Source organism: Anaeromassilibacillus sp. An250 (genome assembly GCF_002159845.1).
In the GTDB taxonomy this organism is placed as follows: domain Bacteria; phylum Bacillota; class Clostridia; order Oscillospirales; family Acutalibacteraceae; genus Anaeromassilibacillus; species Anaeromassilibacillus stercoravium.
In genome coordinates, this window is sequence record NZ_NFJK01000009.1 from 1 (window position 1) to 18,789 (window position 18,789).

The window sequence follows — 18,789 nt, forward strand, 5'->3', positions numbered from 1 at the left end:
TATTGCAAGCATTATCCGAACGTTAATACCGGATGCCCGGGATGGACAGATAATGATTGTTTTGAGTGGCGCGGCATTAAGGAGGACTGACCATGAAGCGGCTGACAGAACGAAATAAAAATGGAACTGCTATGGCAGCTTGTTGCGGCGAAAACTGTAAATACAATTTTTGTTGTGAAAATGGTGGATTTGCCGAGTGTGGCGATATGGATGATATTATTGACCGCCTCGCCGCCATCGAGGACATTCTGGGGGATGAGTACGATCTGGACGAGCTGAGGGAAATGGTTCAGGTCAAGCGGAAGGGGCGATGTATAGTGCTGCCGTGCAAGAAGGGTGATACTGTGTGGCGTATCGTGCATGATGCAGCACCGCACATCACAAAAGACCGATGCACTGATATCAAGTATGAAAATAGAGACATATGGGTGCACTTAATCGGAGATAGAGTAATGGGCGGTTGGAATTTTGGCAAGCTATTATTTCTCACCCGCGAAGAGGCCGAGGACGCACTACGGAGGGAGCAGGATTGACCGAGATTGTTGCGACTTTGCAAGTAATAGCACTTGCCTTATTCTTGTTGCTGCTTTTCAAGGATATGAGCGGGCAGGATCAACTTCGAGGAATTAAGGAAGAATTAAAGCGGATCGCTGACGCGCTGGAACGGAGGGAAAAGGAATGAAGGAGTACATCGAGAGGGCGGCTGTTGAAAAGATTATTGAGGATGGGCTGAACAATCCAGATAAAAATAAAGCCTTCGGACACGACGCAATTGAAATCATGGCAGAAATTCACTATATGCCCGCCGCCGACGTTGCGGAGGTGAAGCACGGGAGATGGGAACCAGGAAATCCTATTTGCCCTGTATGTGGTGAAAATAAATTTAAGGATTTGGATGCAGATGTTTGGGCTGATTGGCAGCCTAAATTCTGCCCCAACTGCGGCGCTCGCATGGACAAGGAGGATGAGCATGAGGCTGGTTGATGCAGATGTAGCAGATAAATGGATGCGACAGAATAATAGTTTTATAGATGCCGCTATCTTAAAAGCGATTCCCACCATTGATGCCGTGCCTGTGGTCAGGTGCCGGGAGTGCGCTCATTATAAAATCTGCGATGAATGGGAAAGCGGGAATCGAATGCTGTGTGAAATCCACCACCACTCATACTTAGATCATGACGGGGATAATCATTTTTGTTCCTGGGGGCAGCGAAAGATTGAAACTGTACTTCCAAAAAGTGACGCAAAAAATGAAAGTTTGGAGGAAATACATGCAAACACACGAAAAACGCACGCTGATGCAATCGAAAACGCACGCGTGCATTCGGAGGAGGCCAACATGGACAAGCCGAGAATTTGCGAGGTGCTGGGGGTTGAGGTGGGAGAAGTATTTGGCTTTAACGACTTCCCATTTGATGGATATAAAGAATTTGTGGTGAATGAAAATGGAGAAATAAAACCAAACGGAAATGGAACGATCTCCCCAAGTGAAGTGTGCTATCTGATAAACAACGCGTCTTGTATCTCGAAAAATCCTATATGGACAGAGCAAGATACTCAGGATGCAAAAGTGCTGGCAAGAGCTTTGCTTGCAAGTGGGTTTGAAAGGGATATGGAAGGAGATGTTTATACTATATCAGAACGCGCCGGACGAACCCTATTGGACAGCAGGATGTTCCCTTCAATTGAACCAGGACAAAAAATTATGTTAAACGAAATTTAAAATATTTAAATCAAACTGTAGTTACAATATCTGACAGCAAAAATGAAAGTTTTGACCTCAAACAGGAGAAAACGAAATGAAAGCTAGAACTCCACCATCAGCAAAACTTAGCAAGAAACAAATAGATTTAATCGAAAAAATGTCTCACGAATTGGCGGAAGAAGCCTTGAAACGGGAGCAAAAGAATCTTATGCGTAGATGGTTTAAGCTCATGTGCGTTGCGTTACACAACACATATGGATTCAGCACAAGCCGTCTAGCTGTTGTTATCCAAGAGATAGACAAACTTTCTACCCAAGCAGAAAAAGATGAAATTTTTTGGGAACATGTTGACCGCGTAGTGATCGATGAGCTCAAGATGGCCTTTGATAAGGAGGGGTGAGTTTGAAAGGAAATCTTAGATGAGCTAGTAGATATTGGAATAGAAATTAATGGGAGGATAAAATGGAAGAAAGGATAATGAAATTATATCCATGTAAAACATGCCCACAAAGTGATACATGCAATCAAAAAACATGTACTGCATGGAGATCATGGTTTTTGATAACTTGGAAATGGATAACTAGGATATATAAAAAGGGGGAAAGAAAAAGTGACAAGTCAAGACAAGAAGGCTTATCTTGAACGTTACAGAGAAGCAGATCAAGAGATCGACCGCTTGTGCGAAGAGTTATCACGATGGAGAGCGAGGGGGACAAAAATCGCTCCTAGTTTGTCCTCGGCGTCAGCGGAAGGCTATAAAGATGAAGATTTGGATGAATCTCCTGTAGAAAAGATTATCTCCTTAGAAAGAGAAATAAATTCAACTATCGACAGGGCAATAGAAATCAAAAAGCAAGTGGAAGATACAATTAAGACTGTCCCAAATGGAACTTTACGGGATATATTAATTAGGAGGTACATACTTGGAGAAACGTGGGAACAAATTTCAATTCATATGAATTATGGGTATCGTTGGATTTTACGATTACACGGAAAAGCTTTGAAGTTGGTAGAAGTGAAATAGACCATAGAAAGCCACTATGAAACTGTGGTATAATTAAGACAAGAAAATAAACGGATGATAGACGATTTACTTTTGGCTCCTTTCATATTTTTCTCCTTGGTCCATGCCGTGCCGGGGGGCAGACCGGCGCGGCAGACATGCGGCAAAGAGTGCAACGCCGGTGCAACTCCGGCAGGCCGCACCACTTTTGTACCACCTGAAAAAACAGGGCCGTAGGTGGTGGGAATCCAACGGCTGATAAACCCGGACGTCAAGAGAGGCATTTTTGAGCGACAAGTCAGAACCGGGGAAAAAACTCTGGCGACCAGGAAAGACTGGTGTCGCTATGCAGAGTGCGGCTTAGAAATACTGCGCTATCCGGCCCAGCGCCGGAATATGGCGTTTTAGCTCAGTCGGTAGAGCGTGCGGAGAACCGCAAGACGTTGGTTTGACCCCAACAAACGCCATCTGCCTTTTCTTTTTCATAAACACTTCCTTTCTTATTCACGGAAAACCGCCTGAGGAATGGCTTCATCTTATGGGGCTGCCCCAGGCAGTTTTTATACAAGGAGATTCACTATGAGAGATAACAATGCACTCAAAGATTTTATTAATTCGGTAGGGGCGCTCGCAGAAGTAGCGAAGATATTAAACGATTCTTTAAAGAGACAAGGGTTTAATGATCGAGAATCGTTGTATCTAACAAGCGAATTTTTGAAATCCACTTTTGGGGAGAGAAAGTAAAAAATAATATAGGGGACTATATTTGCAATATAATTAAGGGCGAAGGTATAACGATGCAATCGCCTAAACGTTTGAGAGAATGAAAGGTGACAACTTTGAACAAGAATGATACGACTATGGAGCAAGAAAATCTAGATGTTGAAAACCTCCAAAAGCAGCTTGAAGTTGTCCGGGCACTGTGCCGGTCAAAGGAATTAGAGATCGCAGACCTGAATGCAAAGGTTGCCCTCTACAAAGAAAAACTCCGAAACGCACAAATGGAAGCATCCTCCCGAAGCATGGAGAAAGAATCCGTCTACAAATACTGCATCGAACAACTATGCAAGGCGCTTGAAAGAAGGTGTTACGACTGAATAAGAAAGAACTGGTTGAGCAGGGAGAGAAAGTAGTCAAGACCAAGATGAAACCCCGTGGCGGGAACTCTCCTGTGATCGGGGATAATGGGGTACATACTCAGCCGGGAGATAATGCTAAGTATGCTGGAGTGCTTGCGACTATCCTTCGATGGGGGGATGTTGATAAGTCAGATGTTAAAGCCCTGGAAGATAGATTCTGGCAATTCGTCAACTATTGTTCGGAGCATGATGTCAGAGTAACAAATCAAGTAACATACCTTGCCCTTGGATTGAATAAAGATGAAGTATATGATTGGGAAAATGGGCGTTCACGCAGCTCCGCACACTCCGAATTCATTAAAAAAGTTAAGAAATTTTGTGCCGCTTACCGTGAAATGTTAGGAGCCGACGGTAAACTAAACCCAGTCACTCTGGTCTGGTGGCAAAAGAACTATGACGGCCTTGTGGACAAGTCCGAGGTGGTGCTTACTCCCAACAACCCGCTAGGGACTATTGCCGACCAAAAGCAGCTTGAAGAGCGGATCGCCGGGTCTGTTGTGGTGGAGGAGTGACGACTTTCTTGTGCAATTTTACCAACGAGGTATCGGAAAATCCCGGGAAAACATTTTTGACGTTTGTAGTAGTTGCACAAAAACGACTATCAAACGACTATGTCAGCGACTTTTTGGAGGTTCACCGACTATGGGACAGGATTTCTCTTGCGACTATCTGGTAGATATTACTGGGTTGGTGGATAATGGAGAAAATCCTTATTCCTGCTGTCATCCGTCCGGCGTTATGTGTGGGAAAGAAGATTGTCCGGTTGTTATCGACTTTATGAGACGGTGCCAAAAGGACACAGCGGCCAACGACTATGACGATCTCACGCGTGGGAATCTGTGCCCACTGAAAGAAAGAGGGCCGATTGCTCAGACAGATATGCGTGCGCTGATGGATATGGCGAACGGGTGCCCGCCTCTAATAGCTCGCAAGCCCCCTTTGTGCAATGGATCCCGCTGCGCCTGGTGGGACGCTGAAAAAGAGCGCTGCGCGGTGCTATCCATCGCCCGGAACAAATGAAAATACCCCGGCTTACTCCATAGCGGAGCGGGCCGGGGTTGATTTATGCCATGCTGGGCTTTCTGCGGGCCGCTGTGGGCCGCTTGGCGGCGTGGGAATATAGGGATAGCCACAATGGTATAAAACGCCGTGTAGTGCCTGCAAGTGGCCTTTACGGCGGTTTGCTGTTTTTGGGGTATGCTCCGCCCTGCTGGACGCGGGCACAAAATAGCCGCCTGCGGGCCGTAGGACGGCGCACAAGCGGCAGAAAGCAGGAAACGTTGTAGGGGTGCAAGAAACGGGAAGGCCCGCCACGGGAAAACCGTGGCGGGCAGTGATCAAGTTATCCGAAAATAAGATCATCCGGGGCAAGTTCCAGATACCGGGTCAAAAACGCCAGGTCTGATTCTGGACCCTCTGCGTGGACAGCCTCGATGGTATCAAAATCCATAAAGACTGCGAGTGCATCGAGTTCAACGCTTCCCAGCGCCTCTTCGGGGTCGATCCAGTGGTAGCCGTTGTCAATGCTAATTTTTTTCATTTTGTCAACTTCCTTTCATTCTTTTTGTTTTTTAGTTGCTTATAATAATGAGCAACATCTGTAAAATATACGTCTTCCATCACATAGCCATACCTGGCTAGGTGATCATTTACAATGGCCTCTTTAGCCATTTCCCAGAGTTTTTCATTCGCTGCTGTCACGCCCATTCTGTTTTTCCTTCCTTCCTTTCTTTTTCCCTTCTGTGACTACATTATATAACTATATACACTATTTGTAAATAGAAAATCGGGGAAAATTTTAAATATTTTCAAATTTTTTTTTGGCTAGGCTTGGCTAGGATTTTTTCGCCGTCTCCCAGATAATCATGATCGGGAGCAGCAGGACAAGCAAGATGATCAAGCGTTGCACCTCCTCTCGATGGGAAGTGCTCCGGCGGGCCAGTGTCCGCGCCGGTAGACGATGTGCCAGCGGTCTAAATCATAGATCAGCGCCCCGGCCTCTTGCCGGTATTGCTTAAGTGTTTGCCGGGCCTCCTTCTGCGTGCGGTAGTCTCCGCGCTCGTCTGTGCCTATGTCCGGGTTGTATGTGATGATCTGATACGCCATGTTATTTCCCCCATTCTCCCGGCGGGCGGGTTAAGCCCGCGCCGCGTTGATAATCCACCGGGCCGCCTGATACAGTGCCCGCGCCTGCACGTCAAGCCAGGTTTCCCGGCTGTTCGGCTGGAGGTCTCCGCCGCGCTTGCGCTTGAGTTCTGACGGGGTGCAAAGGCGCTCCGCAATTTGGCAATCATAGCAGAGGGAGCAGCCGCCCCAGGAATATTGTGCCCAGTCCGCCGCGCCGTTTAGCAAGGCTTTTTTCAGCAATGCGGGGCTTTCCAGGTCTTCCGGGTCAATATATTCTCCGCCAATGCCCTCTTCCAGGCTTTCCAGGAGTTCCAGGGCGTAAACCTTTACGCCGCGCTCCCACGCACTGCGGGTGGGCTTGTTCTCGATGGTCTCACGGATTTTCTCGACGGAATCCCCTTTTTCGGCCTCTGCGCCGTCGGCAGGTTTCCAGCCGTCCGGCACACGGTCAACAGGCATTCCGGGCTTAATCATTCCGTTGTGCTCACTCACGCCGTACAGCGTCGCGGTGGGTTCGTTCTCCTCGAAGTAGGCGCGGGCCGTTTCTGCGCTGGGTGCGTCAATCAATCGGCACTGGCAAACGGTGTTCTTTTCAAAACTGATTTGGTACAACATTTCTTTTTTCCTCCTTGTCATGGAGGGCCCGCCCGTGATACAATGGGGGCGGCCCTGGTTTGGTGGTATGGATCGGGGTTTCTCTTCGCCCTGGTCACTATTGCGAGAAGTGGCCGGGGCATTTGCTTTGCCCTCGTAACCTCCGGGGCGGGTCTTTTGTTAACCTTCCAGGACGGCCCTTACAAGCCCGTTGAAATCAGAGATGGTGAGCACATCCAGCCCCAGCGTATTGCTGTAGTTGATGTATTCGGGGTAGTTCACCGTCCAGCCGAACAGGACGCTAGCCCGGTGGGAGAAGCCCCGGAGCTGGTCGGCATTGTCAAACTGCTGGCCCAGCTTCTTTGCCTCCGCTACGCTGCACCCGAACCAGCCATAGCTGCTCTTGATCTCGTCCAGGATGGCGGCCAGTGTACCGGCCTGGGTATTCTCCCAAAAGCCAAAGCTATCTTTGCTGGCTGCTTTCATGATGCGCTTTTCAGTGGTGGCGGTGATGTACTTCATTTCTGTTGCCTCCCGGCCTGTGGCCTGTCGTGTGCCGCCCTGTGTGGGTGGCCTTGTCTCTTGCTGTGAGTATAAGATACCACACTTGCATTTACTTGTCAATAGGTAAATACAAAATAATTTCAAGATTTTTTGCAAGTTACGAGACGCGGCATGTCCAGGCACCGGGAGGGCGGAGGCCGGGACGGGTACACCGGCGGGGGATATTCGCCGGAATAAGGTATGTAGGTCAGTCCCGCCAGCACCGAAAATAGAAAAAAGGCTTGTTGCAAAAACCTATTGACATTTACAAAAACAAATGATACAATAAGTGCAACAAGCGAGGGGTGAAAGATATGATGGAGTTCAAAAATGCCATTGGGTATATTCGGGTAAGCACGGAGGCTCAGGCGGCGGATGATAAATATGGCATTGAGGCGCAGAAGGAAAAGATATTGGCCTATGCGAATGACAATGGGTATAACGTTGTTAAGTGGTTTTGCGATGAAGAAAGCGGAACGAGTGACGAGAGGCCGGAGCTAAACAAAATACTGTATGACGAGGACATTTCTAATCCTCCGTTTGAGGCCGTGATTGCGTTCAAGAGTGACCGGGTGGCGAGAGACACCAAACTGTATTTCTACTATCTGTATGTCCTTGAAAAGCGTAACATTAAGTTGCTGAGTACGCAAGAGGTATTCCCAGAAGGAGATTTTGCAAATATCTACCGTGCATTGATGTTGTTTGTGGCAGAGCAGGAACGAAAGAATATTGCGCTCCGAACGGGGAACGGCAGGAAGATTAAGGCGGCTGCTGGCGGATATAGTGGTGGTCGTACTGCCTATGGGTACAAGGTTGACAATGGGCGGCTTGTTATCAACGAAGAGGAGCGGCCCATTGTGGAGTTTGTGTTTGCGGAACATAAGAAGGGAACCCCTATGCTGACGATTGCAGATAAGCTGAATGACCTTGGCTATCGGACGCGAAAAGGAACGAAGTTTCAGAACACAAGTGTCCGCAGCATTATAAAGAATGAGCCGCTTTACCGGGGAATGTATAAGTACGGAGACATGAATTGGGTAAAGGGCGTACACGAGCCTATTTTGAAGGACTCCTAAAATCGCAGAAAAACAAAAAAGGAAGTGATACTGTGAGCAAAGATTTCACTGTAATTTATAAGATTCTGAGGACATTGCAGAAGTGGAGGGGCAGGGAAAGTTTTGAAGTTGAACTGATCTCCGCAAAGGCGATGAAGATGGAATATGAGGACTGGGAACAGCTGATGATCGAATTGCAGGAAGATGGGTATATTAAAGGGCTTGTATACTCGCAGGGTCTGACAGATATGTTTCCGCACATTGCAGAGCCGATAAGACCTCGCATTACGATGAAAGGAATTGACTTCCTGAATGAAAACGAATGGATGAAGAAAGCAGCAAAGGCGTTGAAAAGTATAGGGGAATTCATACCGTAAAAGGGGGGTGAACCGATGAACAATTTCAAGGTGATATATCAGATTTTGAAGCGCCTGGAGACATATCTTGATTGCGAGGAATTTGATGTTGAGACGATAAGTCCGTTTCGGCTTGGCATTACCCGTGAGCGCTGGGAGCAGATTTTGATTATGATGCAGGACAACGGGTATATCAAGGGGCTAGTGGTGACGAAGAACTTGGGAGACATGAAGCGGCACATTTCAGAGCCGATCTGCCCGGAAATCACGATCAAGGGGCTGGAGTACTTGGAGGAAAACAAGTTCATGCGGAAAGCGGCTAATATGCTGAAAGGTGCAGTAGATGTTGTGAAGTAAAAAATCGCCGCGCGAAACAAAAAGAGTTATAAATTGAATACCGCACCCCGCCACAGGACGGGCGTAGACAGTGCCAAGTGCCTCTCCATTTGGAGCTGACAGTGCCAAGTGCCTTTTATCTTTTACGGGATAGGAGGCACTTATTTTTATGGAAATACACAAGTTGGTAGACAAAGCGTTCAAGCGTGATTTATCTGACCCGTCAGCACTGGATGATGCGTTCGACACGCTTAGATTGCTTGAACCTGAAAATTTTTCGTTGGCGCACGAGAAGAACAAAGAAGTCCGCCGCCTGTCAGCCAAATATGCTGCGGAGCGGACGGACATGAAGATGTTTGAATTGAATAAGAGGGCGCTGCTGTTTGATGCGCCGTATGATTTTGACGCGGCGATTCGATACGCTGAATGGGACAGGGAACCAAAAAAGAAGTTCTATATGCCGCGCAGAAAGCAATTGCTACCTGTTGTTCAGGCCATGCAACGGCTCTCTGAAAGAAAAATCCGCATTCTTGGTGTGATGGCGCCCCCGGGTGTCGGAAAGACCACAATCGAATTGATGTTCATGGTGATGGAGGGGCTAAAGAACCCAGATCTTAGTATTCTGATGGGATCACACTCAAACTCGTTTCTGCGTGGGGCATACGAAGAAGTGGGCCGGATGCTCGATCCGAAGGGAGAATATCTCTGGAAGGACATCTTTCCTGCCGTTCAGGTGGTAAAGACCAATGCCCAGGACATGAGGATTGACCTGGGGAAGCGCAAGCGATTTGAAACGTTTGAATTTTCGTCCATTGGCTCTGGCAACGCCGGTAAAGTCCGTGCCTCTAACCTTTTGGTCGCGGATGACCTTGTGCCCGACATTGAGTCCGCGATGAGCAAGGAGCGCATGGACAAGCTCTGGCAGCAGTATTATACAGACCTCATGCAGCGTATGATTGGCGATTGCGTCCAACTCCTTGTTCAAACCCCTTGGACGCTGCACGACCCGATTGACCGGCTTGAGTTGACCCATACTGATGACCCGCAAGCAGAGTTTATTCATCTCCCCGCGCTGGATGAAAACGACGAGAGTAATTTTGACTATCCATATGGGCTTGGATTTACAACGGAGTTTTATCGCAATCAGCGCGACATTATGGACGATGCAAGTTGGCGGGCGCTATATATGACACAGCCGATTGAGCGTGAAGGCCAACTATACAATGAAGACGAATTGCGGAGGTATTTTGAAATACCTGACAGAAAGCCGGACGCCATCCTGTTTGTCTGCGACACAAAGGACAAGGGAACCGATTACTGCGTGATGCCGATTTGCTACCAGTATGGAAATGACTTCTATTGCGAAGATGTTGTGTGCGACAATTCAAACCCAGAAATCGTGGAAGCTAGGTTGGTGTCGAAGCTGCTTCAGCACAAGGCGCAGATGGGCCAGTTCGAGAGCAACAGCGCTGGCGGTAAAGTTGCGGAAAAGGTACAAAAAGAAGTTAAAGAAGCTGGTGGTATTGCAAAGATTACAACGAAATATACAACAAGTAATAAAGAGACGCGCATTATAGTAAACTCACCGTGGCTTAAAGAACACGTTCTGTTTAAAGATAATTCCGTCATTAAGAAAGACAAGGAATATCGGCGTATGCTTAATTTCCTCTGTGGATATACGATGGCTGGAAAAAATAAGCACGACGACGTTCCAGATGCGTGGAGTTTGTTTGCGGAATATGTTCAACAACTCGAAGGAAATAAGATCGAAGTTTTCCACAGGCCTTATTAATCTGACCTATATATGCGCATACATGTATTGAATATCCATATATATTGTGTTAAAATTAACTCAAAACAGTATATGGGGGAGTGGGTAAAAGCTTGAAGTTAGAAATTTTCTGCCCCATTTGTGCTGAGGCAGGGATAAGAAGAAAGCTACTGGAAGTTGATTCGGAAGCATCCGGAACTATATACCCATATTGCAAGGGATGCAAAAAAAACATTGCAATTAATTTGCGGAGAAAAGAAAAGCCCCGATAAAATATTTAGTGCCAAGTGCCAGATGTGCCAAGTGCACAACCTAAGAGTGCCAAGTGCCAATAAATCGCTGAGTTTCTAGCGATTTATTGGCACTTTTTGTTTTGCTCTGGAGGTGAATTGTTGACAGAATATGAAAATGTAATATCCTGTTGGCCTGACGATGGGCTACATGGAAGACATGTGGCGTATACGAACCAAAAAGAGATCACCCCAGAAAATGTGTCCGATGTGATCGGAAAAGCAATGCCCACACACTTTAGGAACAAGGCAGAAATCCAGTATCTATACGATTGTTTTCGGGGGAAGCAGGATATTCGCCTGAAAGAGAAGGTTGTCCGCCCAGAAATCAACAACAAGGTCATGGTAAACCGTGCAAATGAGATCGTAACCTTCAAGACAGCCTATCTGCTAGGGGAGCCCCTCCAATATGTGTCCAATGGTGGAAATGATTCTGTTTCCGAAAAGGTAAACACACTGAATGAATTCATGCGTGCCGAAAGCAAGGACACGAAGGACAAGGAAATCGCTGACTGGATGCACATTTGCGGCGTAGGTGTTCGTATGGTGGTTCCTGACGAGGAAGGCGAGGAGGACGGTTCTCCTGTTTGCATCTACACGCTGGATCCAAGAGATGCTTTTGTTATCTATTACAGCGGCGTGGGACACAAGCCACTTGCTGGTGTGCTGCGGCAGTGGGACGAGGAAGGCAAGCCCTATCAGTGCGTGTACACCCGTGAATGGTACTTCGAGATTGCTGGCGGAGAAATAAAGAAGCAGGAAGCTAGAACAATTCCCTATATCCCTATTATCGAGTACCCAAACAACGATGCCCGCATGGGAGCTTTCGAGGTTGTTCTTCCCCTGCTAAACGCTATCAACACCGTGGAGAGCAATCGCGTTGACAGCATTCAGGATTTTGTCAATGCGTTTGATGTGTTCCAGAACTGCGAAATTGATAAAAATGCGTATAAATCGCTTTCTTCTGGAGGAATGGCAGTAGAAATCAAAGGTCAGCCAGGCATGGAGGCGAAGGTTTATCGTATTGCCTCAGAACTGAACCAGACCAATACACAGACACTTGTGGATGACCTGTACGACACCGCCCTGACCATTTGTGGTATGCCGAACCGAAACGGCGGTAGTTCTACCAGCGATACCGGGACGGCGGTTATCTACCGTGACGGCTTTGCGGAGGCAGAGAGTCGGGCGAAGGACACAGAAAAAACCTTCATTCGATCTGAACGGGAGTTCCTTCGGATTGTGCTCTACATCTGCCGGAATACCGCCGACCTGAATTTGCAGTTATCTGACATCAAGCCGGAGTTCACCAGAAAGAACCTGTCTAATATTCAGTCTAAGGTGCAGGTACTTTGTGAGCTGCTAAACAACAGCAAGGTACACCCCAAGGATGCTTACGACGTGTCCGGCGTGTTTGCCGACGCTGAGGGCGCTTACCGGCGCGGAATGGAATGGGAAAAAGAACAGCAGGAAGTGTTAAACCGAACGTTGAGGGATGAACTGGCGGCGGAGAGAGAAAGCCGGAATACAGAAGGCGGGGGCGAAAATGAGCAAGGAAACAATCCAGACGTGGAATGAATTTTTTGACGCAGTAAGAACCGCACTTTCTGAGCTTACGGAAAACATAAATAAATTTATTGAAAGCCTAAATGAGTTTTTTGACTCAGATAGAAAGCGGGAAAAAGAGCGTAGGACATGGGTAAGAAACTACAAAGCAAAGCACTATGTTCTCTTTCAAGATAAAAGAGCAAAAGTGCACAGATGCAGAAATTCTTGCTAATGGTTGATTGCTTATGCCAAAAAATTTTTACGAAACCACAGACAAAGCGATTGAACTTCTGAACCGCAGAGCGACGAAACGGTTTGAAGATGCCAAGGACAAGGCGGCAAAAGACGGATTTGATGAACTGTCGGTGCTGTCCGTCGCTCGTGAGCTATATGACCAACTGGAAGCGGATAATCGCCAAGTGTACTTGGAGTTGGCGCAAGAGCGGTATCAGGAGGCCGAACCGCACGGAGAAGAACCGCCTGACTTAGCGTGGTTGTTGGCGTTGCTGGCTGCTTACAACGCTGTTACGAAATACCAGTACACAAATGAGGTGGAACGAAAAAGGCAGTACACCGCTGAGGGTATCAATTCCAGCACCGCAAAGGTGACGGAGTTTCGGCGTGGCCTACATTACTGGGCTGGTTTGACAGCGGATTATGCAGATATTGTGACCGATGAATCCACACTGAAATCCTATCGTGATGCCGGTGTGCGCCGTGTGCGCTGGGTGACGGTGGGCGATGAAAAGGTGTGTGAAACCTGCCGAGAGCGGAATGGGAAGGTGTACTCCATCAATGCGATTCCGCCGAAACCGCATAGACGGTGTAGGTGCATATTTCAACCGATTATGAAATAACGGAGGGAAAACAATGGAACTGAAAGACACAATTTCTTTAATGACTAGCGAAGATTACAAAAACCGCTTCAAGGCGGAATACATTCAAAATGTTGTCAGATACAAGAAGTTAAAGTCTATGCTGGATAAGTGGGATAATGGAAAACTTGATTTTTCTCCTACTTGCCCAAGAAGCGCATACAACATTCAGGTAAAGGCTATGACAGATTATATTGCCGTTCTTGAGGCAAGAGCAGTAATGGAGGGAATTGAACTTCCTGAACTTTAAGCGGCCCAGCCGTTTGAATATGGCCCCAGAGAAGGGGCGGTACAGCGGTGAGATCATGAAACGCTTGATTGCAATCGGTGATATTCACGGGTGCTTCTACACATTGGAATCCTTACTGGAAAAGGCAAAGTGGAACCCAAAAACGGATACGCTGGTATTCATTGGTGATTACATAGACCGCGGGAAGAACAGCCTGGCGGTTGTGCTTGCGCTGATTGGTATGCAAATCAAACATGGGAAAGAAAAAGTTGTTTGTTTGCGTGGGAATCATGAACAGATGGCCATAAATGCATACAGGAAAAACGAAACAGGCATCTGGTTTATGAACGGCGGACAAGAAACAGTACAAAGTTTTTCTGGACGAACAGATTGCTTTGAAGAAGCAATTTCATGGTTTGATGGCCTGCCTCTTTACCATGAAACGGAAAATAATATTTTTTGCCATGCCGGATTATCAAGGCCAAAGCTGAAAGAGAACTTCCCGGCTGAACTTTTGTGGGGAAGAAACTGGATGGAAAAAGATAGCCGGAAACGGGAAAAGCAGGTTGTATTTGGGCATACGCCCAGTGAAACCGGATTTGCATACACAACATTGACCGGCGATATTTGTATCGATTCCGCCTGTGTGTTTGGCGGGAATCTATGCGCTTTGCTGATTCCGGAACATGGTGAAAAAGAGTACGTGTATGCGCCAAAATCTTCAAAAGACAGCGAACGTATTTCAGCGGCCCAGCCGCTTGAATATCGTCAGAGAAGACGTTAAAACGCAAACCTGAGAGAACAGTAAACGCAAATACGGGGCGGAGATGCCCGACGAAAAAGCGCAAAGGAGAATTGATTATGCCTACCATTAGCACCGAAGGTATTGAAGGATTCGATAGCATGACCGCAGAGCAGAAGGTTGAAGCACTTTTGAAAGTGGAAGTGCCGGAGAAGGTTGATCTTGCGGGATATGTGAAGAAAGACCTGTTTGACAAGACCGCCTCCGAACTGGCCGAAGCGAAGAAAACCATCAAGGCCAAGATGACCGACGACGAAGCGGCCAAGGCACAGGCTGACGCTGATCGCAAGGCACTGGAGGACAAGTACACTGAACTGTTGCGCAAGTCTACCATTGCAGAGCATACAGCACGGTTTATTGCCATGCCAGGATATGACGAGAAACTGGCCCGCGAGACTGCCGAGGCCCTGTTTGACGGAAACATGGACAAGGTTTTCGAGAACCAGCAGAAGGCCAACACCTCCTATGAGAAGAAACTCCGGGCAGAGATGGTCAAGCAGGATCCAAAGCCTGATGGCGCTGGTGGAGATGACCAGAAAAAAGACACCGCTATTGAGTTTGCCCGCAATTTAGGCAAGCAGAGAGCGGACGCCCTCAAAAATGCGAACGAGGGGCTGAAGCACTATTTTTAAAAAGGAGAGATACGGATGATTTTTTCCAAGACTTCTGTCAGCGGAACCGTTGAGATTCTGGCCGCTGACGAGTTCACCGCGATTCCTATTCTGGTGGATGAGACCTCCGCTGTTAAGGCCGGTACGCCCATGACTTCCGCCGGGAAAAAGATTGCCGCGACCAGCTTTGCTACTGCTGCGGGGATGCTGCTGTACGATGTTGACCCTACCGTAAATCCCAATGGCGCTCTGCTGGTTCAGGGCGTTGTGGACAAGAAGAAGGCGCAGGCGCACTCCGGTGTGACGCTGGACACTACCTTTGCCGTCCCCGGCATTATCCTGCGGGACAACATCGGCGTGAACGAGTAAGGAGGGATACATAGATGGACCTGAGAGAAATTTTTACTCCCGCTGCTGTTGCGGCTAACTGGACGGAGGTTGCCTCCAACCAGATTCCTTACCTGGGCGCTACTCTGTTCCCTGCCCGTAAAAAGGCTGGTCTTGACCTGTCTTGGATCAAGGGAAGCCGGGGCCTGCCCGTCTCCCTGATGCCCTCCGCCTTTGATACCAAGGCTACCTTCCGTGATCGGATTGGCTTTGACAAACTGGAAACTGAGATGGCGTTCTTCCGTGAGGGCTTCAAGATTAAGGAACGCGACCGCCAGGAGATGCTTCGTGTGCAGGAGTCTACTGACCCCTATGCTGCTGAGGTCATTGCGCGGATTTTTGACGATGCCCGCGACCTGATTGATGGTGCGAATGTGGTGCCCGAGCGGATGATTATGCAGCTTCTGTTCCCGGAGGGTGGAGATTGCGGCATTACCATCACAGCTAATGGTGTGGACTACACCTATGACTACGACCCTGGCGATGTGTGGAAGACCAATAACTATACTGCGTTGACCACAACCGCTCTTTGGACGGCACCTACCACCGCTGACCCGTTTGCGGCGTTCAAGACCGTCAAGGATGCGATTCGGTCTAAGACTGGCGATGAACTGACCATTGCCATTATGAACACCTACACCTTCAATCTGATGGCGGCCACGGATGCTGTGAAAAACCGCTACCTGACCACCAACGGCCTGTCCCTTGGCTATCTGACCGATGCCGAGGTAAAGGCTATTGTGGAGGCCACCTCTGGCCTGCGTATTGCCATTTATGACAAGCAGTACAAGGATGAGAGCGGTACTGCCCACAGCTTTGTGCCGGACGGCTATGTGTGCCTGATCCCCGCTGGGAACCTGGGCAACACCTGGTATGGCACCACTCCCGAGGAGGCCGACCTCCAGGGTGCGTCCAGTGCCGAAGTGTCTATTGTGAACACCGGCGTTGCTATCACCCGCGAGATTCAGAACCACCCCGTGAACATTAACACCTTTGCGTCCGAGATCGTTCTGCCCTCCTACGAGCGGATGGATTCCGTTGGCGTTCTGAAGGTCATTACCTGATAGGAGGTGAGGCGGCGTGAGGTTTATCCCAAAGTATCGTGTTTGCTATAAGGGAACGTTTTACAAGGCGGGTCAGGAGTTCAGGATTGAACCGAAGGACGAAACCGAGATGAAGCAGCACGGGCGAGTCGTGGATGACTCCACGCCGCCCAGCGCAGAAGCAAAGAAGCCGGGGCGCCCCAGGAGGGTTGAACATGGACAATCTGTCGAGGCTGAAACTAAGAACCGGAGAGCCTGACGAGGCCATCCTGGAGGACTGCCTGGAGAGCGCTAAGAGTGCGATACTCGCCCGTCGCTATCCGTATGGGGAGTGGCCGGATGAACTGGAGAGCCGGTATCTGGACTTGCAATTTCGGTGCGCGATGGACTTGTATAACAGAATCGGAGCTGAAGGGGAACTTAGCCATTCAGAGAACGGTATTTCTCGTAGTTATGAATCCTCCTGGATTTCTGAATCTCTCTTGCAGGAAGTGACGCCGATTGCGAAGGTGGTGACTTGATGAGGTCACTTTTGCGCAACCAACAGCCCGTATTCTTCAAACTCTTGCAAGGCCAAGAGGAAATTGTGGATGAATATGGAAATCCAACCGGATCCTATATCCCGGTTTATAGCGAATTGAAATCCGCCATGCTGTGTGTTTCGCCGAACAAGGGAAGTTCTGAGGTTGAGCAGTTTGGTTCTCTGGAAGATTATGACCGCACTATGACGACGGCGGACACTGACTGCGAGATTGACGAAGATGCGGTGTTGTGGGTGGACGGTGCTGACACTGACGGCCCATACAATTACATAGTCAAGTTAGTGGCCCCCTGGAAGAACAGTGTTTCCTTCGCAATCAAGCGCGTGGAGGTTTCCGAATATGAGGCCGAACAAAGCCTGTTTGCGAAGAAAGCGGAGATTGAGGCGGCGATAGCAAATGCTGACCATCAAACTGAAACTGAATGACCAATCCATCAATCAGGCGTTGAAGGAACTGAAAGCATATCAGAAGAAGGTTGACGCCGCCGGTGAGAATCTGACTCATTCGTTGACGGAACAGGGCGTGTCGCTGGCACAGCTTAATGCCTCCTATATGTCCATATACGACACCGGAGAATTGGTCAACGGGATTGAGAGCCAGTACAGGGGCGACAAGGGATATGTGGTGTCCACCGCCACGCACAGCGCTTTCGCTGAATTTGGGACCGGAATTCGAGGTGCCCAAAGCCCACACCCGGAACCCGGCCTTGCTGGATGGCGATACGATGTGAACGAGCATGGAGAGGAAGGCTGGTGGTACTGGAAAGATGGAGAATGGCATTGGACTGCTGGTATGCCGTCGAGGCCGTATATGTATGACACCGCCCGGATGCTCCGAAACATGGTTGTTCCGACGGCAAAGGAGGTGTTGAAGTGATTGACATTGAGTCAATCGTTTTCTCAACGGTTGCCTCTGCGCTGAGAGAAAAATATGACGGCATCTTTGTAAGCGGTGAATTTACAGACCTGCCCGCAAAGTTCCCGGCTGTGACCATTGTGGAGTCGGATAACTCAATCGTTCAGCGAATGCGGACAACCAACATCGAGAACGCGGTCACGGTGATGTACGAAGTTGGAATTTACTCTAACACCGTGGGCTACAAGAAGTCAGAGGCAAAGGACATTCTGGAAGTCGTAGACAACGAATTTGCCAAGATGGGCTTTGCAAGAATCCTGTGCAACCCGGTTGCAAACTTGAGCGACGCCACAATCTACAGAATCGTCGCACGGTATCAAGCCTCGATAGACAAGGATTTGTGGGTTTATCGGGCAGAGTAAAACAAAACAAAGGCTAACAGTGCCAAGTGCCTATGTGCCAAGTGCCTCCTATGAATATTAAATTCAAGGAGGTATTTTTTATGGCTTCTCCCAGACTTTCCACCGCTGGAATGACGCTCCAGTATGCAGTGGAGACCACACCTGGCACCCGGCCCACCACGGGATACATCAAGATTCCCGAAGTGAAGTCCATGCCCAACTTTAACCCCTCCCCCAACACCATTGACAGTACCACCCTGGAGGAGACCGAGTACATGACTTATGTTCAGGGGTTGAAGGACCTTGGCGGCGCTCTGGAGTATGGCGCTAACCTGACTGAAGATTTGATCGAGGCGTGGGACACGCTCATGGAAGCGTATGACACGGCGATTGAAGGCGGGAAGCAGGTTTGGTTTGCTGTGGTTCATCCGAAGCTGACAAATGCGACCTACTTTGTTGGCACTCCTGCCCCTCTTGGCCTGAACGAGGCTGAGGTGGACGCAATGTTGGAGACCACCCTGTACATTACTCCCAATAGCGCCCCCGAGATGGCGGCGGCTCCCACGGTGTAAGGAGG

General features: G+C 48.6%; 31 protein-coding genes and 1 tRNA gene. 27 read left to right on the plus strand and 5 right to left on the minus strand.

The window, feature by feature from the left end:
* Positions 1 to 92: 92 nt before the first annotated feature.
* The 10 genes from B5F54_RS09160 (at position 93) to B5F54_RS09200 (ending at position 4,867) form a co-directional block, all read left to right on the plus strand.
* Positions 93 to 533 (plus strand): hypothetical protein, encoded by a 441-nt coding sequence (locus B5F54_RS09160; RefSeq protein ID WP_087233508.1) that lies wholly within the window; start codon positions 93 to 95, stop codon positions 531 to 533.
* Positions 530 to 682: a hypothetical protein gene (locus B5F54_RS17610; RefSeq protein WP_172749665.1), complete on the plus strand. Its 153-nt coding sequence runs from the start codon at positions 530 to 532 to the stop codon at positions 680 to 682. Before B5F54_RS09160 ends, B5F54_RS17610 begins: the two co-directional genes overlap by 4 nt.
* On the plus strand, positions 679 to 984 hold the full coding sequence (locus B5F54_RS09165; protein WP_087233511.1) for a hypothetical protein: 306 nt from the start codon (positions 679 to 681) through the stop codon (positions 982 to 984). The genes B5F54_RS17610 and B5F54_RS09165 overlap by 4 nt, the downstream gene beginning before the upstream one ends.
* On the plus strand, positions 971 to 1,723 hold the full coding sequence (locus tag B5F54_RS09170; protein WP_087233514.1) for a hypothetical protein: 753 nt from the start codon (positions 971 to 973) through the stop codon (positions 1,721 to 1,723). The genes B5F54_RS09165 and B5F54_RS09170 overlap by 14 nt, the downstream gene beginning before the upstream one ends.
* Before the next feature lie 76 nt (positions 1,724 to 1,799).
* Entirely contained in the window at positions 1,800 to 2,105 is a 306-nt protein-coding gene (locus tag B5F54_RS09175) for a hypothetical protein (protein WP_087233517.1), read from the plus strand.
* A gap of 210 nt (positions 2,106 to 2,315) precedes the next feature.
* Positions 2,316 to 2,729 carry a hypothetical protein gene (locus tag B5F54_RS09180; protein ID WP_087233520.1) on the plus strand — a complete coding sequence of 138 codons (414 nt, stop codon included), beginning with the start codon at positions 2,316 to 2,318 and terminating at the stop codon, positions 2,727 to 2,729.
* A 377-nt stretch (positions 2,730 to 3,106) separates the two neighbouring features.
* Positions 3,107 to 3,175 (plus strand) — tRNA-OTHER (locus tag B5F54_RS09185).
* 372 nt (positions 3,176 to 3,547) lie between these two features.
* Positions 3,548 to 3,805 (plus strand): hypothetical protein, encoded by a 258-nt coding sequence (locus tag B5F54_RS09190; RefSeq protein WP_172749667.1) that lies wholly within the window; start codon positions 3,548 to 3,550, stop codon positions 3,803 to 3,805.
* Positions 3,793 to 4,359, plus strand: coding sequence for a hypothetical protein (locus B5F54_RS09195; RefSeq protein WP_087233526.1), 567 nt, complete (start codon positions 3,793 to 3,795; stop codon positions 4,357 to 4,359). The genes B5F54_RS09190 and B5F54_RS09195 overlap by 13 nt, the downstream gene beginning before the upstream one ends.
* A gap of 130 nt (positions 4,360 to 4,489) precedes the next feature.
* Positions 4,490 to 4,867 carry a hypothetical protein gene (locus B5F54_RS09200; protein ID WP_087233529.1) on the plus strand — a complete coding sequence of 126 codons (378 nt, stop codon included), beginning with the start codon at positions 4,490 to 4,492 and terminating at the stop codon, positions 4,865 to 4,867.
* A 322-nt stretch (positions 4,868 to 5,189) separates the two neighbouring features.
* Here B5F54_RS09200 and B5F54_RS09210 read toward each other — a convergent pair whose 3' ends face one another.
* From B5F54_RS09210 to B5F54_RS09225, 5 genes are all read right to left on the minus strand, one after another.
* A complete protein-coding gene (locus B5F54_RS09210; RefSeq protein ID WP_087233535.1) occupies positions 5,190 to 5,387 on the minus strand; it encodes a hypothetical protein in 198 nt (65 codons plus the stop codon).
* A complete protein-coding gene (locus tag B5F54_RS17615; protein ID WP_172749669.1) occupies positions 5,384 to 5,554 on the minus strand; it encodes a hypothetical protein in 171 nt (56 codons plus the stop codon). The genes B5F54_RS09210 and B5F54_RS17615 overlap by 4 nt, the downstream gene beginning before the upstream one ends.
* Positions 5,555 to 5,743: 189 nt before the next feature.
* Complete coding sequence (locus B5F54_RS09215; protein ID WP_087233538.1) at positions 5,744 to 5,953, minus strand: hypothetical protein; 210 nt, start codon at positions 5,951 to 5,953, stop codon at positions 5,744 to 5,746.
* A gap of 30 nt (positions 5,954 to 5,983) precedes the next feature.
* Positions 5,984 to 6,589, minus strand: coding sequence for a hypothetical protein (locus tag B5F54_RS09220; protein WP_087233540.1), 606 nt, complete (start codon positions 6,587 to 6,589; stop codon positions 5,984 to 5,986).
* A gap of 159 nt (positions 6,590 to 6,748) precedes the next feature.
* A complete protein-coding gene (locus B5F54_RS09225) occupies positions 6,749 to 7,090 on the minus strand; it encodes a hypothetical protein (protein ID WP_087233544.1) in 342 nt (113 codons plus the stop codon).
* Between the two features lie 335 nt (positions 7,091 to 7,425).
* On the opposite strand from B5F54_RS09225, the gene B5F54_RS09230 reads away from it, so the two are divergent.
* The 17 genes from B5F54_RS09230 (at position 7,426) to B5F54_RS09305 (ending at position 18,784) form a co-directional block, all read left to right on the plus strand.
* The gene (locus tag B5F54_RS09230; RefSeq protein ID WP_087233547.1) at positions 7,426 to 8,187 is read left to right on the plus strand and encodes a recombinase family protein; all 762 of its coding nucleotides are present in this window, start codon (positions 7,426 to 7,428) and stop codon (positions 8,185 to 8,187) included.
* Between the two features lie 32 nt (positions 8,188 to 8,219).
* Positions 8,220 to 8,543: a YjcQ family protein gene (locus tag B5F54_RS09235; protein WP_087233550.1), complete on the plus strand. Its 324-nt coding sequence runs from the start codon at positions 8,220 to 8,222 to the stop codon at positions 8,541 to 8,543.
* Between the two features lie 15 nt (positions 8,544 to 8,558).
* Positions 8,559 to 8,879 carry a YjcQ family protein gene (locus B5F54_RS09240; protein WP_087233553.1) on the plus strand — a complete coding sequence of 107 codons (321 nt, stop codon included), beginning with the start codon at positions 8,559 to 8,561 and terminating at the stop codon, positions 8,877 to 8,879.
* A 148-nt stretch (positions 8,880 to 9,027) separates the two neighbouring features.
* Positions 9,028 to 10,650: a phage terminase large subunit gene (terL, locus tag B5F54_RS09245; RefSeq protein ID WP_087233556.1), complete on the plus strand. Its 1,623-nt coding sequence runs from the start codon at positions 9,028 to 9,030 to the stop codon at positions 10,648 to 10,650.
* 431 nt (positions 10,651 to 11,081) lie between these two features.
* Positions 11,082 to 12,497 (plus strand): phage portal protein, encoded by a 1,416-nt coding sequence (locus B5F54_RS09250; RefSeq protein WP_140400349.1) that lies wholly within the window; start codon positions 11,082 to 11,084, stop codon positions 12,495 to 12,497.
* The gene (locus B5F54_RS17305) at positions 12,466 to 12,699 is read left to right on the plus strand and encodes a hypothetical protein (RefSeq protein WP_140400350.1); all 234 of its coding nucleotides are present in this window, start codon (positions 12,466 to 12,468) and stop codon (positions 12,697 to 12,699) included. Before B5F54_RS09250 ends, B5F54_RS17305 begins: the two co-directional genes overlap by 32 nt.
* Positions 12,700 to 12,712: 13 nt before the next feature.
* A complete protein-coding gene (locus B5F54_RS09255; RefSeq protein WP_087233562.1) occupies positions 12,713 to 13,324 on the plus strand; it encodes a hypothetical protein in 612 nt (203 codons plus the stop codon).
* 13 nt (positions 13,325 to 13,337) lie between these two features.
* Positions 13,338 to 13,592: a crAss001_48 related protein gene (locus B5F54_RS09260; RefSeq protein ID WP_087233565.1), complete on the plus strand. Its 255-nt coding sequence runs from the start codon at positions 13,338 to 13,340 to the stop codon at positions 13,590 to 13,592.
* Positions 13,593 to 13,647: 55 nt separating this feature from the next.
* The gene (locus B5F54_RS09265; RefSeq protein ID WP_172749671.1) at positions 13,648 to 14,355 is read left to right on the plus strand and encodes a metallophosphoesterase family protein; all 708 of its coding nucleotides are present in this window, start codon (positions 13,648 to 13,650) and stop codon (positions 14,353 to 14,355) included.
* 77 nt (positions 14,356 to 14,432) lie between these two features.
* Complete coding sequence (locus B5F54_RS09270; RefSeq protein ID WP_087233571.1) at positions 14,433 to 15,005, plus strand: hypothetical protein; 573 nt, start codon at positions 14,433 to 14,435, stop codon at positions 15,003 to 15,005.
* 15 nt (positions 15,006 to 15,020) lie between these two features.
* Positions 15,021 to 15,353, plus strand: coding sequence for a hypothetical protein (locus B5F54_RS09275; protein WP_087233574.1), 333 nt, complete (start codon positions 15,021 to 15,023; stop codon positions 15,351 to 15,353).
* A 14-nt stretch (positions 15,354 to 15,367) separates the two neighbouring features.
* Positions 15,368 to 16,435 (plus strand): major capsid protein, encoded by a 1,068-nt coding sequence (locus B5F54_RS09280; protein WP_087233577.1) that lies wholly within the window; start codon positions 15,368 to 15,370, stop codon positions 16,433 to 16,435.
* Between the two features lie 194 nt (positions 16,436 to 16,629).
* The gene (locus B5F54_RS09285) at positions 16,630 to 16,935 is read left to right on the plus strand and encodes a phage head-tail connector protein (protein WP_087233580.1); all 306 of its coding nucleotides are present in this window, start codon (positions 16,630 to 16,632) and stop codon (positions 16,933 to 16,935) included.
* Positions 16,935 to 17,381 (plus strand): hypothetical protein, encoded by a 447-nt coding sequence (locus B5F54_RS09290; protein ID WP_140400351.1) that lies wholly within the window; start codon positions 16,935 to 16,937, stop codon positions 17,379 to 17,381. Before B5F54_RS09285 ends, B5F54_RS09290 begins: the two co-directional genes overlap by 1 nt.
* A complete protein-coding gene (locus tag B5F54_RS09295; protein WP_087233586.1) occupies positions 17,353 to 17,832 on the plus strand; it encodes a hypothetical protein in 480 nt (159 codons plus the stop codon). Before B5F54_RS09290 ends, B5F54_RS09295 begins: the two co-directional genes overlap by 29 nt.
* Positions 17,829 to 18,233: a hypothetical protein gene (locus B5F54_RS09300; RefSeq protein ID WP_087233589.1), complete on the plus strand. Its 405-nt coding sequence runs from the start codon at positions 17,829 to 17,831 to the stop codon at positions 18,231 to 18,233. Before B5F54_RS09295 ends, B5F54_RS09300 begins: the two co-directional genes overlap by 4 nt.
* A gap of 80 nt (positions 18,234 to 18,313) precedes the next feature.
* Positions 18,314 to 18,784, plus strand: coding sequence for a hypothetical protein (locus B5F54_RS09305; protein ID WP_087233592.1), 471 nt, complete (start codon positions 18,314 to 18,316; stop codon positions 18,782 to 18,784).
* The last annotated feature ends 5 nt before the right edge of the window (positions 18,785 to 18,789 follow it).

Bases quoted from the DNA above. Each gene is read 5' to 3' on its own strand.
- B5F54_RS09260 (WP_087233565.1), top strand. From the start codon at position 13,338: ATGGAACTGAAAGACACAATTTCTTTAATGACTAGCGAAGATTACAAA.
- B5F54_RS09220 (WP_087233540.1), bottom strand. From the start codon at position 6,589: ATGTTGTACCAAATCAGTTTTGAAAAGAACACCGTTTGCCAGTGCCGA.
- B5F54_RS09295 (WP_087233586.1), top strand. From the start codon at position 17,353: ATGCTGACCATCAAACTGAAACTGAATGACCAATCCATCAATCAGGCG.
- B5F54_RS09165 (WP_087233511.1), top strand. From the start codon at position 679: ATGAAGGAGTACATCGAGAGGGCGGCTGTTGAAAAGATTATTGAGGAT.
- B5F54_RS09305 (WP_087233592.1), top strand. From the start codon at position 18,314: ATGGCTTCTCCCAGACTTTCCACCGCTGGAATGACGCTCCAGTATGCA.
- B5F54_RS09285 (WP_087233580.1), top strand. From the start codon at position 16,630: ATGGACAATCTGTCGAGGCTGAAACTAAGAACCGGAGAGCCTGACGAG.
- B5F54_RS09225 (WP_087233544.1), bottom strand. From the start codon at position 7,090: ATGAAGTACATCACCGCCACCACTGAAAAGCGCATCATGAAAGCAGCC.
- B5F54_RS09280 (WP_087233577.1), top strand. From the start codon at position 15,368: ATGGACCTGAGAGAAATTTTTACTCCCGCTGCTGTTGCGGCTAACTGG.
- terL (WP_087233556.1), top strand. From the start codon at position 9,028: ATGGAAATACACAAGTTGGTAGACAAAGCGTTCAAGCGTGATTTATCT.
- B5F54_RS09200 (WP_087233529.1), top strand. From the start codon at position 4,490: ATGGGACAGGATTTCTCTTGCGACTATCTGGTAGATATTACTGGGTTG.
- B5F54_RS09175 (WP_087233517.1), top strand. From the start codon at position 1,800: ATGAAAGCTAGAACTCCACCATCAGCAAAACTTAGCAAGAAACAAATA.
- B5F54_RS09265 (WP_172749671.1), top strand. From the start codon at position 13,648: ATGAAACGCTTGATTGCAATCGGTGATATTCACGGGTGCTTCTACACA.
- B5F54_RS09255 (WP_087233562.1), top strand. From the start codon at position 12,713: ATGCCAAAAAATTTTTACGAAACCACAGACAAAGCGATTGAACTTCTG.
- B5F54_RS17615 (WP_172749669.1), bottom strand. From the start codon at position 5,554: ATGGGCGTGACAGCAGCGAATGAAAAACTCTGGGAAATGGCTAAAGAG.
- B5F54_RS17305 (WP_140400350.1), top strand. From the start codon at position 12,466: ATGAGCAAGGAAACAATCCAGACGTGGAATGAATTTTTTGACGCAGTA.
- B5F54_RS09240 (WP_087233553.1), top strand. From the start codon at position 8,559: ATGAACAATTTCAAGGTGATATATCAGATTTTGAAGCGCCTGGAGACA.
- B5F54_RS09170 (WP_087233514.1), top strand. From the start codon at position 971: ATGAGGCTGGTTGATGCAGATGTAGCAGATAAATGGATGCGACAGAAT.
- B5F54_RS09160 (WP_087233508.1), top strand. From the start codon at position 93: ATGAAGCGGCTGACAGAACGAAATAAAAATGGAACTGCTATGGCAGCT.
- B5F54_RS09230 (WP_087233547.1), top strand. From the start codon at position 7,426: ATGATGGAGTTCAAAAATGCCATTGGGTATATTCGGGTAAGCACGGAG.
- B5F54_RS09275 (WP_087233574.1), top strand. From the start codon at position 15,021: ATGATTTTTTCCAAGACTTCTGTCAGCGGAACCGTTGAGATTCTGGCC.
- B5F54_RS09215 (WP_087233538.1), bottom strand. From the start codon at position 5,953: ATGGCGTATCAGATCATCACATACAACCCGGACATAGGCACAGACGAG.
- B5F54_RS09210 (WP_087233535.1), bottom strand. From the start codon at position 5,387: ATGAAAAAAATTAGCATTGACAACGGCTACCACTGGATCGACCCCGAA.
- B5F54_RS09270 (WP_087233571.1), top strand. From the start codon at position 14,433: ATGCCTACCATTAGCACCGAAGGTATTGAAGGATTCGATAGCATGACC.
- B5F54_RS09290 (WP_140400351.1), top strand. From the start codon at position 16,935: ATGAGGTCACTTTTGCGCAACCAACAGCCCGTATTCTTCAAACTCTTG.